Raw genomic sequence first — 11,743 nt, forward strand, 5'->3', positions numbered from 1 at the left:
GGAAACCGGACCCGCCACCCCTGTCACCAGCCGAGATCCGGCTGCGCAACGTACTGCTCAACCACACCCTCGCAGCCTGAGGACCGCGACCGGCGAAAAGTTTCTTCGGATCGGTGCTTGACCTTGACGCTACGTCAAGGCCGCACGCTTCTTCCACAGCCCCAAACCCGGGGCCCGGAACGTACACACCGAACCAAGGAGCACCACCATGAACAACCTCCTCACCCGCCTGATCGGGGACAAGAAGGACTGGAAGCGCATGGAAGCCCGCGCCACCCAACTCCCGGCCGACTACCGCACCGTCTACGCCGAGATGAAGAACTACCTGTGGCGCTTCACCACCGGTGACGGCATGGACATCGTCGCCATCTTGCGCGACATCCTCGACCTGTTCGAGACCGAAGCCGCCAACGCACGCGCCGTCCTCGAGGTCACCGGACCCGACCTGGCCGCCTTCTGCGACACCCGACTCCCCGAGCAGCACGACGCCTACCGCGCCAAGCTCCGCGCGAACCTCAACGAGGTCGCCCAGAAGCTGTCGTGAGGTGGCGGAAAAACGTAAGAGCCCCGCTGGCGTCTCGGGTCACCAGCGGGGCAAGAACAATGTTGCCGCATCACCTAAGGGGTTGTCACCCCCTTTCGGCAAAATCTGCAGAATTTTGCATTGCATGATCCTGGTGGGCCCGAAGCGGCTTCGAGAGACACCGTCAGATGACGGTCCCGACGTCGTTGGCGACGATGTTGTCCATGGCACGCTCGGCGACTGCGGCGATGGTCATCGACGGGTTGCACGCTCCGGTGGTGCCGGGGATGAGCGCACCGTCGAGAACGTAGAGGCCGTCCTGGCCCTGGACCCGGCCGTCGAGATCGCAGACGGTGCCCATGTTGGCACCGCCGAGCGGGTGCCAGGTGCTGTTGACGATGGTGTTGGTGTCGATCAGGGCCCCGAGCCCGCCGCTGATCCGAGAGACCCGATCGTGGATGGCGCGATAGCTTGCCGAGTCACCGCCGAAGGGGAAGCGCAGGCTCACCGAGTCGGTCAGCGAGCTGTAGCGGAAGCTGCCGCGGTCGGCGCTGACGCCGAAGCCGACCAGCATCGTGGCGCCCAGGTCGAGTCCGAGGGGGAGTGGTGGCAGCGACGCCTGGATCACGGTGTTGGCAGTCTCCGGGTCGGCCCAGTCCTGGCTCTGGTAGACGACGGGCCCGCCCTGCGTACCGGTGAGGTTCTCGTCGAAGGGGCGCCACATGTAGATCCGATCGCCGTTGGTGCCCCAGCCCTGACCGAGCTGATCGGGGAGGTCGGGGATGGTGTCGGTCGCTGCCGCTCGGACCAGGAGCTTGCTGGTGTTGAGCGAGCCGGCCGCCATCACCAGCGCCCGGGTGGTCAGGATCTTCTGCTCGACCACGTCGCCGGTGTCGTCGGTACGGTCGACGTGCACCTCCCAGCGACCGTCGGCAGCACGGGCCACCGAGGTCACGTTGTGGCGGGTGGCGACGTGCACGCGCCCCGTAGCCTCCGCCTGGGAAATGTAGGTGACGTCGACCGAGTGCTTGCCGCCGTTGTTGACACCGAGCGCGCAGTCGCCGTTGGTGTAGGACGGCGTCATCTCGCCGCGCAGCTCCGCGAGCGCATAGGACCAGTCGATCGGCATCGGGATCTTCCGCAGGTCGTAGCCGGCAGCCTCCACGCGCTCGCCGAACGTACGCGAGACCCGGTAGCTGTCCGAGGCGATCAGCTCGTCGGGCGCGGTCGCGGCCCCGAGCATCTTGGCCACGCGTGGGTAGTGGACCCTGTCCATGAGCTCGTAGTCGAGCTCGTTCGGAAACCAGGTGTTGAAGACCTCCGCGGACGGCTGCAGCGTCATGCCCTGGTAGACCAGGGAGCCGCCGCCGACACCGGCCGCGCACATGGCCAGCATGTTCTGGCCGAGGACGGGCTCGAGCAGGCCGACGTACGGGCCGAAGTTCAGGGGAGTGCCGACCAGCTTCTGCAGCGGCTTGAGCGCCTCGGGTGCGGTGGTGTGGAACAGCACCCGCTTGTCGAGGGAGCGCACCGTCGGAAAGGTCTGCGCGTCAGGACCCGTCGGCCACCGACGGCCGCGCTCGAGCACCGTGACAGGTACGCCAGCCTCGGCCAGCCGCAGCGCGGCCACCCCGCCACCGAACCCGGACCCGATGACGACCGCCCGATGCTCCTCCCGCACCAGCCGTACGCGGCGGGGCGAGGTGGCTGCCGCTGGGCCGGCGAGCAGCCCGGACGCGGCTGCACCGGCAGCGCCGGCGGCCCCGGCCAGAAACGTACGTCTGGAGGCAGACGTGGACAACGAGGACATGGTCAAGGGGACTCCCTCGGCTCGCGAATCGTCGGTTACTGCCGCGTAAGAGTTGACGAACGGCCAAGGTGTGTCAAGGTTCACAGCCCCGTTCTGGACAACTGTGTCCGGAACGCGACACGTCCACCGAGGCCCGGTACAGCAACGCAGAAGGCGCAACCACAGCCATGTAGGCTGACCGCACTTCCAAGAGCTAAGGACGATCTGAACCCCGATGGACGGACCGCAACCCGGCCAGTATCCATGCCCGCTGAGTGATTCGAGGCCGTACCAGTCGAGGTCGGTGAGATGACCGAGGTCCTGTTCATCCTCCTGGCGCTGCTGCTCGTCGCTGCCTGTGGCGTGTTCGTGGCCGCCGAGTTCTCCCTGGTCACGGTCGACCACTCCCAGGTGGAGATGGCCGCCGAGCAGGGCGACAAGGGCGCCCAGGGCGTGCTCCGCGCGATGAAGGAGCTCTCCAGCAACCTCTCCGGCGCGCAGGTCGGCATCACCGTGACCAACCTCGGCATCGGCTGGTTGTCGGAGCCGGCGATCGCCGAGCTGATCGACGCACCGCTGCTCTCCACCGGGCTGCCCGAGGGAGTGGTGGAGGCGATCGCGGTGGCCATCGCGCTGACCCTGTCGACGATCGTGACGATGCTCTTCGGCGAGCTCGTCCCCAAGAACCTCGCGCTCGCCCTGCCGCTGGAGACCGCGCGCGTCACGCAGGGACCGATGCGCGCCTTCACCCGGCTCATGCGCGGCCCGATCAAGATCCTCAACGGCACCGCCAACGCGATCGTGCGCCGCCTGGGCATGGAGCCGCAGGAGGAGCTGCGCTCGGCGCGCAGCTCGGCCGAGCTCTCCTCGCTGATCCAGCGCAGCGCCCACGAGGGCACCCTCGACGCCGACACCGCCGAGCTGATGGAGCGCTCGGTCGAGTTCGGCACCCGCACGGCGGGGGAGATCATGACCCCGCGCGTACGCGTCCACAGCCTGGATCACAACGACCGTGCCGAGGCCCTGATCGAGCTGACGAGGCGCACGGGCAACTCCCGCTTCCCGGTGCTCGACGACCGCGAGGCCGTGGTCGGCACCGTGCACGTCAAGGCGGCCGTGGCGCTGCCGGTGCACGAGCGGCCCACGGCCAAGGTCAAGCACCTGATGGTGCCGCCGGTGGTCGTGCCCGACTCGCTGCGCCTGGACCCGCTGATGGCGCTGCTGCGCGCGGAAGGGTTCCAGCTGGCCGTGGTGCTCGACGAGTACGGAGACCAGGCCGGCATCGTCACCCTCGAGGACGTGATCGAGGAGATCGTCGGCGATATCGCAGACGAGCACGACCCGCTCAGCGCCCGCGCCCGGCTGCGCCGCGACGGCGGCTGGTCGCTCTCAGGCCTGTTGCGCCCCGACGAGGTCGAGGACATCACCGGTGTCGCCCTGCCCGAGGGGGAGGACTACGACACCGTCGCCGGTCTGATGCTGAGCCTGCTGGGCCGCATCCCCGAGCCCGGCGCGAGCGCCGAGCTGACGGTTCCCGGCAACCCGCCGCCCGACTCCGACGACGACGACGTCTACGCGAGGTATGTGAAGCTGACCGTGGAGCTCATGGACGGTCGCAGGATCGACCGGATCTCGATGCAGGTGATCGGCTGATGAGCACCACGATGGGGCTTGTGCTCGGCCTGGTGCTGCTGCTCGCCAACGCCTTCTTCGTCGGCTCGGAGTTCGCCCTGGTCTCGGCGCGGCGCAGCCAGATCGAGCCGGCCGCCCAGGCCGGTTCGCAGATGGCCAGGATCACGCTGCGGGCGATGGAGAACATCAGCCTGATGATGGCCGGTGCCCAGCTGGGCATCACGGTCTGCTCGGTGCTGCTGCTGGCGATCACCGAGCCGGCGCTCGCCCACCTGCTCGAGCCCGGCTTCGACCTGATCGGGCTGCCCGAGGCGTTCCACCACCCGGTCGCGTTCGTGATCGCGATGCTCGTGGTCACCTACCTGCACGTGGTGGTCGGCGAGATGGTGCCGAAGAACATCGCGCTGGCCGGCCCCGACAAGGCCGCCCTGGTCCTCGGCCCGGCCATCTACGCGGTCGTCTACGTGCTGCGCCCGATCATCGTCGCCTTCAACTATGTCGCCAACGTCTGCATCCGGGCGCTCGGCATCGAGCCCAAGGACGAGGTGAGCTCCGCGTTCACCCGTGCGGAGGTGGCCGCCATGGTCGAGGAGTCCCGCGGCGAGGGGCTCCTGGAGGAGGACGAGTACGGCCGCCTGGCCGGCGCGCTCGGCTTCACCGAGAAGACGGTCGCCAAGGTCACCATCCCGATCTCCGACTGGACGATCGTGCCGCGCGGGGCCTCGGGTGCCGACATCGAGGCGGTGTGCGCCTCGACCGGCTACAGCCGGTTCCCGGTCGCCGCCGAGAACGGCGACCTGGTCGGCTACCTGCACATCAAGGACATCCTCGAGCCCGATGACGTACGCCGCCGGCAGCCTGTCCAGAACAAGTGGATCCGCCCGTTCGCGACCGTCACTCCCGACGACGCGCTCCACGAGACGCTCGAGACCCTGCAGCGCCGTGGCGCCCACATGGCTCGGGTCGTCCGTGAGGACGGCAGCACCATCGGACTGGCGACGCTGGAGGATGTCATCGAGGAGCTGGTCGGCGAGATCCGCGACGCCGCCCACGCCGACGACTCCACGCCTACCGACTAGGGTTGGGTCCGTGCCGCCTCTGGTGACAGGGGCGGTGTCCTGAGTTTGTCGAAATGGAGCCCGTAGATGCCCGACCGTCGATCCGGTGATCCCCGCCTGCACCATGGCCGGGACACGCGGCAGCGACCGCCGGGATCGGCCGACCGCAACCAGCCCGTGCTCGGCAAGCTGCTCAGCATCCTGCGGCTCGTCTACGCGCCGGTGATGCTGTGGGCAGTGATGATCGCCGAGGACGACACGATCGCGCTGTCCGCGTTCGGTCTCGCGGTGGTCACCGACCTGCTCGACAGCTGGCTGAACCGCAAGCAGCTCGGCCGCCGGCGCTCGGGCGAGCTGCTCGACGTGGTGGCCAACACCGTCTTCGTGCTGGCCGCGACGCTCGCGCTCTGGCAGATCGACGTGATCCCGTGGCCGATCGCACTGCTGGTGCCGCTGCGGCTCGTCGGCCTGCTGGCGATGATCCCGGCACTGCGCAGCCGTGGGGTGCGTACGCTTCCGGTCCATCTTCTCGGCAAGGTCGCTGCCTTCTGCCTGCTGGCCTCCTTCCCGCTGCTCTACCTCAGCCATGACATCCCTGAGACGCTCGACCTCGGCCTGGAGCCGAGCCTGCCGATCCAGCTGGCGCAGGCCTTCGGCTGGGCCTTCGCGCTGTGGGGGATCCTGCTGCTGTGGTGGAGCCTGGTCCTCTACGCCCAGGAGGTGCGTCGCCTGATGGCCACCACGCCGCCGTTGGAGAAGGGCGGTACGGCCCGTGCCTGACCAGATCCCCGGCTCCGAGGACCTGCGCGCCTACGTCACCAAGCCGCTGCTGGACCGCATCACCGACCAGTCGATCGACTCCGACTACATGGCCGCCGCCGCGCGGCGCGAGCCCGCGACGGAGGAGCCGACCCGGCGTCGCCGGCCCGGGGTGTGGGCGATGGTGGTCGTCGGGCTCTTCGCGCTGCTGGCCACGACCGCCGCGGTGCAGACCTCCCGCAACGAGGACATCCGCCAGACCAGCCGGCAGGTCCTGGTCGACCGCATCGAGCAGCGCCAGGCCCGGATCGCCGACCTGCATCAGCAGATCTCCGAGCTGCGCGCGGACAACCAGAGCCGCGAGTCGACGCTCAACGCCCTCGGGTCGCGGGCCCAGTCGGCGTCGTCGGCCGCTGCGGCGACCGCGGAGGAGACCGGCTTCGCCCCGGTGACCGGACCCGGGATCAGGATCACGATCGACAACGCGGCCGACGGCAGCGAGGGCGGCACCGTGCGCGACTACGACCTCGCCGTGATCATCAACGGACTGTGGCAGGCGGGTGCGACCGCCATCGCCGTCGACGGCCAGCGGGTCACCCCGCGCAGCGGCGTGATCACCTCCGGTGCCACCCTCCGGATGAACGACGTCTCGCTCTCGCCGCCCTATGAGGTCTCGGCCATCGGCGACACGCGTACGCTGGCCGCACGCTTCGCCGAGACGGTCTCCGGCGCGATGATCCACACCACGACGCAGGACTACGGGATGCCCTACGACGTCGAGAACATCGACCGACTCACCCTTCCTGCAGCGCCGCCTGATCTGCTGGAGTTGACCCACCTCGGGGCCAAGTCCGAGGACAAGGGCTCCCAGGGCTCGGCGGAGCCCAGCGACAACACCGACGAAGACAAGCAAGAGAACAGCGAAGGGGACCGCGAAGAATGATCGCCGTCATCGGCCTAGTGATCGGCATCGTGCTGGGGCTGTTCTTCCAGCCCGAGGTGCCTGTCGGCCTGGCGCCTTACCTGCCGATCGCCGTCGTCGCCGCGCTGGACGCGGTCTTCGGTGCGCTGCGCGCTTTCATGGACGGCATCTTCGACGACAAGGTCTTCGTCGTCTCGTTCATCAGCAACGTCGTCATCGCCGCGGGCATCGTCTACCTCGGCGACCGTCTCGGCGTCGGCGGCCAGCTGTCCACGGGCGTCATCGTCGTCCTGGGCATCCGCATCTTCACCAACGTCGCAGCCATCCGGAGGCATATCTTCCATGCCTGACCGGAAGAGGAGGCCCCCGGTGAAGCGGACCGCCGCCAAGCGGACCCCTGCGAAGAAGGCCGCGGCGAAGCCTGCCGCGGCCGCGGAGGAGACCGTCACCGAGGACGTCGCCACGCCCGAGGCCGCGGAGGAGGGTACGCCGCCGGCCGAGCCGGCGCCTACGGAGTCCGTCGAGACGGCCGAGGCGAACGCCGAGGAGGCGTCCGAGACGGATGCGCCGGAGGAGGCCGGGTCCGACGAGGCTGCTGGCGAGGAGGCGGCTGGCGACGAACCAGAGGAGCCGGCGGCCGAGGACGGTTCGGAGACGAAGCCCGAGGAGTCGGACGACACCGATGTCGCCGATGAGCCGGTCGAGCCCACCGACGCGGCCGACGACGTCGAGGATTCGGCTGTGGCGGAAGAGCCCGCCGAAGAACCAGATTCCGACACGGTCGAGCCTGTCGAGCCGATCGAGGCCGCCGAGGCGGAGGAGCCGGCTGCCGAGGGGGACGACAAGGCCGAGGGGGCCGAGAAGGCCGATGAGCCCGCTGAGGTGACCGAGCCCGCCGAGGTCGCCGAGGCCGAGGAGCCGCCGAAGACCCCGGAGCCTGACACGTCGGAGGACGCGGAAGAGTCCGAGGAGGAGCCGGCACCGCTGGTCGGCCGGGCGCGGCTCTTCGACGCGCTCGCCCACTTCCGACGCGGCCAGGTGGCCGTGGCGGTCCTGCTCTGCGTACTCGGCTACGCCGCCGTGGTGCAGGTCCAGACGAACACCGAGGACTCGACGTACGCCGGTCTGCGCGAGCAGGAGCTGATCGACATCCTCTCCGGCCTGGCCGGCACCACGCAGAAGGCCCAGGAGCAGATCGAGGAGCTCGAGGCGACGCGCGACGAGCTCGAGGACCAGACCCTCCAGCAGCAGACCGCGCTCCAGCGTGCCGAGGAGCAGGTCGACACGCTGCGGGTGATCGCCGGGACCGTACCGGTCAGCGGTCCGGGGATCACGATCGAGATCGACCCGGGAGCCGATCCGCTGCGGCTGACCGCGCTCCTCGACCTGATCGAGGAGCTGCGTACCAGCGGTGCCGAGGCGATGGAGATCGAGGGGGCCGACGGCGAGGCCGTACGCCTGGTCGCGTCGTCCTCGATCGAGGTCAGCCAGCCCGGATCCGGGCTCAACGTCGGCGGCGAGATGATCAGCCCGCCGTACCGCCTCCAGGTGATCGGCCCGCCCGACACGCTGGCCGGCGCGATCGACTTCTACCAGGGCCCGCAGGACCAGCTCGAGGAGCAGGGCGCGGAGGTCACGGTGGAGTCGGAGGAGAAGATCGACATCGAGTCGATTCACACCGTGTCCCGCTGAAGGTTTCGTCGGTGGGGCGCAGTAGGGTTTCGACAACCGGTTCGCGGGACGATCTTCCGCTGCCAGACCAGCACACCTGAAGAGGAGATGGCCGTGTACCCCGAGGACCTGAAGTACACCAGCGAGCACGAGTGGCTGCGCAACCCTGGCGAGACCGAGGGCTCCGTACGGATCGGGATCACCAACTACGCTCAGGACGCCCTCGGCGACATCGTCTACGTGTCGATGCCCGCCGTCGGCGACACGATCAAGTCGGGCGAGAGCTGCGGCGAGCTCGAGTCGACCAAGTCGGTCAGCGACATCTACGCGCCGATCTCCGGCGAGGTCGTCGCGGTCAACGGATCGCTCGACGCCACGCCCGAGCTGGTCAACGACGACCCCTACGGCGGTGGCTGGCTCTTCGAGGTCACGCCGTCGGATCCTGCCGAGCTGGAGAGCCTCCTCGACGCCGCGGCGTACGAAGCATCACTCGACGCGTAACTCAACCGAACACCTGGGCCGACCTGATAGGTTGCGGATACCATCCCTCAACGTTGACTTGAGGGTAGGTGCCCGGCCCTCGATGAACCTGGAGCTCAAAAATGTCCGTGTGCCCCGCTTGCGGCAGCCAGAACCCCGACGAAGCGCGGTTCTGCTCGCAGTGTGGCGTAAGCCTGACCGGGACCGACCAGACCTCGACGATCCAGCTCGGGGCTGACGCCGACACCTCTGACCGGGTGCTCAGCCCGATCGAGGCGGCCACCGTCGAGGCCTTGCCGCGGGGCAACGGCATGCTCGTCGTGCAGCGTGGTCCCGGTGCCGGAAGCCGCTTCCTCCTCGACCAGGACACCGTGGTGGCGGGCCGCCACCCGGACAGCGACATCTTCCTCGACGACGTGACCGTCTCGCGTCGCCACGCGGAGTTCGCGCGCACCGGCGACACCTTCGAGGTCTCCGACGTCGGCAGCCTCAACGGCACCTACGTCAACCGCGACCGGATCGAGAAGGTCGTCCTCAAGGACGGCGACGAGGTCCAGGTCGGGAAGTTCCGGCTCGTCTTCTACGCCGGGCACGAAGGGGCGTAGCCATGGCCGCCGCCGCGATGCCTGACCCTCAACGGCCGGCTAGCGACTCGGGGGAGCGGCTCAACATCGGGCAGGTCCTGGATCAGCTGCGTCCGGACTTTCCCACGGTCACCATCCCGAAGATCCGGTTTCTCGAGGACAAGGGACTGATCAAGCCGGAGCGTACGCCCGCGGGCTACCGCAAGTTCTCCCGCCGCGATGTCGAGCGGCTGCGCTACGTCCTGAGGATGCAGCGCGACCACTACCTGCCGCTCAAGGTCATCGGCGAGCACCTCGACGCGATCGACCGGGGCCTCGAGCCGCCGGCGATCGAGCCGACCGTGCCGACCGTGCCTACGGTGGCCCTGACGCCCAGCGGCGCGCCAGGGGCGGAGTCGTTCAGGCGTACGGACAACATGCGGATCTCGCGGCGCGAGCTCCTCAAGGTGGCCGAGGTCGACGACGCGCTGCTCACCGAGCTGGAGAAGATGGCGCTGGTGGTGCCGCTGCGCAGCGGTCACTACGACACCGACGCTCTCGCGATCGCGCGCACGGCCAAGGAGCTGGCCAGGTTCGGCATCGAGCCCCGTCACCTGCGCGGTATGAAGGCCGCCGCCGACCGCGAGGTCGGCCTGATCGAGCAGATCGTGGCGCCGCTGCGGCGCCCGGGCAACGCCGGAGCGCAGGGCCGGGCCGAGGAGATCGGCAGCGAGATCGCCTCCCTGGCGGTCCGTCTGCACGCCACCTTGGTGAAGTCGGGACTGCGCGACCGCTGACTCGGTTCGTGTCGCCGGTCAACCGGGCTGCTGTAGCGACCCGGAGCCGGGTAGGGTGGATGACATGCGCGAGGTCGATGTGCTCGGAGTCCGAGTGGAGATGCCCTCCAACCAGCCGATCGTGCTGCTGCGCGAGGTGGCGGGTGAGCGATACCTGCCCATCTGGATCGGTGCGGTGGAGGCGACCGCGATCGCCTTCGCCCAGCAGGGCGTGGTGCCGCCCAGGCCGCTGACCCACGACCTGCTCAAGGACGTGCTCGAGGCGACTGGCAACGAGCTGACCGAGGTGCAGATCACCTCGGTCACCGACCGTGTCTTCTACGCCAACCTGGTCTTCGCCTCGGGCGTCGAGGTCAGCGCGCGACCCTCGGACTCGATCGCGCTGGCGCTGCGTACGGGGACCAAGATCGTCGTCTCCGACGAGGTTCTCGACGAGGCGGGGCTCGCCGTCCCGGCCGAGCAGGAGGACGAGATCGAGAAGTTCCGTGAGTTCCTCGACGAGATCACGCCCGAGGACTTCGAGTCCCACTGAGGCTCGGGCCGGACCGTCAGGCACCGAAAGTCTCAGGCTCTACTTGAGGGTTAGCCCCAACGACACGCCGGAGGGGTTCTTTGACCAGGGCCCTTGCGACGCTTACCTTGTAGTTGTCTCTGTTGTAACTCCAACGATGTGGTCCCCCCGCCGCAGCCGTTCATTCCCCGAGTGGAGTTACGCACAACGGAGTAGACGATGGAGGACATCGTGTTCGACCACGAGCAGAAGCCCGGCCACGGCGCCGACGACGCGCGACGCGCGGCGGAGCAGGCTGACGAGCAGGGCCTTCTCTTCACCGACGATGTCTCGCCCCTGCCGAGCGACACCGGTTACCGCGGCCCGACGGCCTGCAACGCTGCTGGGATCAGTTACCGCCAGCTCGACTACTGGGCCCGCACCGGTCTGGTCGAGCCGAGCGTGCGCGGCGCCACCGGCTCCGGCACGCAGCGGCTCTACTCCTTCCGCGACATCCTGATCCTCAAGGTCATCAAGCGACTCCTCGACGCCGGCATCTCGCTGCAGCAGATCCGTGCTGCCGTGCAGCACCTGCGTCAGCGGGGCACCGACGACCTGACCCGCGTCACCCTGATGAGCGACGGCGCCTCCGTCTACGAGTGCACCAGCAACGACGAGGTCATCGACCTGCTCCAGGGCGGGCAGGGCGTCTTCGGCATCGCCATCGGCGGGGTCTGGCGCGAGATCGAGGGCACGCTCTCCGAGCTCCCCAGCGAGCGTACGGTCGAGGACGGCGAGCAGGTCGCCTCGATGTCCGACGAGCTCTCCGCCCGCCGCGCCGCGCGCAGCGCCGGGTGATCTAGGACTCAGCCGACACCAGGCCCCGAGGCTCCGCGGAGACGGGACCTCGGGGTGCTGTCGTTTATGCTGGTGGTGCTGACCATCCCGCACGGGAGAGCTCCTCTCGAAGGGGCGCCGAAGGGGCAATTCCTCCCCGGAAACTCTCAGGCACCCACGACTGTGCGGACCAGGCAACTCTGAAGCGGCGCAGATGCGGTG

General features: G+C 68.8%; 13 protein-coding genes and 1 riboswitch. Of the genes, 12 read left to right on the plus strand and 1 reads right to left on the minus strand.

Annotation, left to right across the window (positions count from 1 at the left end):
* The first annotated feature begins 208 nt into the window (after positions 1-208).
* Positions 209-544 (plus strand): DUF1048 domain-containing protein, encoded by a 336-nt coding sequence (locus ABZ796_RS22000; protein WP_357339782.1) that lies wholly within the window; start codon positions 209-211, stop codon positions 542-544.
* 163 nt (positions 545-707) lie between these two features.
* On the opposite strand, the gene ABZ796_RS22005 is transcribed toward ABZ796_RS22000, so the two are convergent.
* Positions 708-2,324: a GMC oxidoreductase gene (locus ABZ796_RS22005; protein ID WP_357339784.1), complete on the minus strand. Its 1,617-nt coding sequence runs from the start codon at positions 2,322-2,324 to the stop codon at positions 708-710.
* A 297-nt stretch (positions 2,325-2,621) separates the two neighbouring features.
* On the opposite strand from ABZ796_RS22005, the gene ABZ796_RS22010 reads away from it, so the two are divergent.
* From ABZ796_RS22010 to ABZ796_RS22060, 11 genes are all read left to right on the plus strand, one after another.
* Positions 2,622-3,965 (plus strand): hemolysin family protein, encoded by a 1,344-nt coding sequence (locus tag ABZ796_RS22010; protein WP_357339785.1) that lies wholly within the window; start codon positions 2,622-2,624, stop codon positions 3,963-3,965.
* On the plus strand, positions 3,965-5,023 hold the full coding sequence (locus ABZ796_RS22015; RefSeq protein ID WP_357339787.1) for a hemolysin family protein: 1,059 nt from the start codon (positions 3,965-3,967) through the stop codon (positions 5,021-5,023). The genes ABZ796_RS22010 and ABZ796_RS22015 overlap by 1 nt, the downstream gene beginning before the upstream one ends.
* A gap of 66 nt (positions 5,024-5,089) precedes the next feature.
* A complete protein-coding gene (locus ABZ796_RS22020) occupies positions 5,090-5,782 on the plus strand; it encodes a CDP-alcohol phosphatidyltransferase family protein (RefSeq protein WP_357339789.1) in 693 nt (230 codons plus the stop codon).
* Positions 5,775-6,704 (plus strand): DUF881 domain-containing protein, encoded by a 930-nt coding sequence (locus ABZ796_RS22025; protein WP_357339790.1) that lies wholly within the window; start codon positions 5,775-5,777, stop codon positions 6,702-6,704. The genes ABZ796_RS22020 and ABZ796_RS22025 overlap by 8 nt, the downstream gene beginning before the upstream one ends.
* Positions 6,701-7,033 carry a small basic family protein gene (locus ABZ796_RS22030; RefSeq protein WP_008359542.1) on the plus strand — a complete coding sequence of 111 codons (333 nt, stop codon included), beginning with the start codon at positions 6,701-6,703 and terminating at the stop codon, positions 7,031-7,033. The genes ABZ796_RS22025 and ABZ796_RS22030 overlap by 4 nt, the downstream gene beginning before the upstream one ends.
* 19 nt (positions 7,034-7,052) lie before the next feature.
* A complete protein-coding gene (locus tag ABZ796_RS22035) occupies positions 7,053-8,375 on the plus strand; it encodes a DUF881 domain-containing protein (RefSeq protein WP_357339793.1) in 1,323 nt (440 codons plus the stop codon).
* 93 nt (positions 8,376-8,468) lie between these two features.
* Positions 8,469-8,855 carry a glycine cleavage system protein GcvH gene (gene gcvH, locus ABZ796_RS22040; RefSeq protein WP_357339795.1) on the plus strand — a complete coding sequence of 129 codons (387 nt, stop codon included), beginning with the start codon at positions 8,469-8,471 and terminating at the stop codon, positions 8,853-8,855.
* A 101-nt stretch (positions 8,856-8,956) separates the two neighbouring features.
* Positions 8,957-9,439, plus strand: a complete 483-nt coding sequence (locus ABZ796_RS22045) for an FHA domain-containing protein (protein WP_091042036.1) — start codon at positions 8,957-8,959, stop codon at positions 9,437-9,439.
* Positions 9,440-9,441: 2 nt separating this feature from the next.
* Positions 9,442-10,194 carry a MerR family transcriptional regulator gene (locus tag ABZ796_RS22050; RefSeq protein WP_357339797.1) on the plus strand — a complete coding sequence of 251 codons (753 nt, stop codon included), beginning with the start codon at positions 9,442-9,444 and terminating at the stop codon, positions 10,192-10,194.
* 64 nt (positions 10,195-10,258) lie between these two features.
* Positions 10,259-10,726 carry a bifunctional nuclease family protein gene (locus ABZ796_RS22055; protein ID WP_091042032.1) on the plus strand — a complete coding sequence of 156 codons (468 nt, stop codon included), beginning with the start codon at positions 10,259-10,261 and terminating at the stop codon, positions 10,724-10,726.
* A 198-nt stretch (positions 10,727-10,924) separates the two neighbouring features.
* Complete coding sequence (locus ABZ796_RS22060) at positions 10,925-11,542, plus strand: MerR family transcriptional regulator (protein ID WP_357339799.1); 618 nt, start codon at positions 10,925-10,927, stop codon at positions 11,540-11,542.
* Positions 11,543-11,624: 82 nt separating this feature from the next.
* Positions 11,625-11,715, plus strand: a riboswitch (glycine riboswitch).
* The last annotated feature ends 28 nt before the right edge of the window (positions 11,716-11,743 follow it).

Origin of the sequence: Nocardioides sp. NPDC047086 (genome assembly GCF_040643685.1) — a bacterium.
Classification (GTDB): Bacteria; Actinomycetota; Actinomycetes; order Propionibacteriales; family Nocardioidaceae; genus Nocardioides.

Coding starts and splice junctions, on each gene's coding strand:
- ABZ796_RS22000 (WP_357339782.1), top strand. CDS start 209: ATGAACAACCTCCTCACCCGCCTGATCGGGGACAAGAAGGACTGGAAG.
- ABZ796_RS22010 (WP_357339785.1), top strand. CDS start 2,622: ATGACCGAGGTCCTGTTCATCCTCCTGGCGCTGCTGCTCGTCGCTGCC.
- ABZ796_RS22015 (WP_357339787.1), top strand. CDS start 3,965: ATGAGCACCACGATGGGGCTTGTGCTCGGCCTGGTGCTGCTGCTCGCC.
- ABZ796_RS22020 (WP_357339789.1), top strand. CDS start 5,090: ATGCCCGACCGTCGATCCGGTGATCCCCGCCTGCACCATGGCCGGGAC.
- ABZ796_RS22030 (WP_008359542.1), top strand. CDS start 6,701: ATGATCGCCGTCATCGGCCTAGTGATCGGCATCGTGCTGGGGCTGTTC.
- ABZ796_RS22045 (WP_091042036.1), top strand. CDS start 8,957: ATGTCCGTGTGCCCCGCTTGCGGCAGCCAGAACCCCGACGAAGCGCGG.
- ABZ796_RS22050 (WP_357339797.1), top strand. CDS start 9,442: ATGGCCGCCGCCGCGATGCCTGACCCTCAACGGCCGGCTAGCGACTCG.
- ABZ796_RS22055 (WP_091042032.1), top strand. CDS start 10,259: ATGCGCGAGGTCGATGTGCTCGGAGTCCGAGTGGAGATGCCCTCCAAC.
- ABZ796_RS22060 (WP_357339799.1), top strand. CDS start 10,925: ATGGAGGACATCGTGTTCGACCACGAGCAGAAGCCCGGCCACGGCGCC.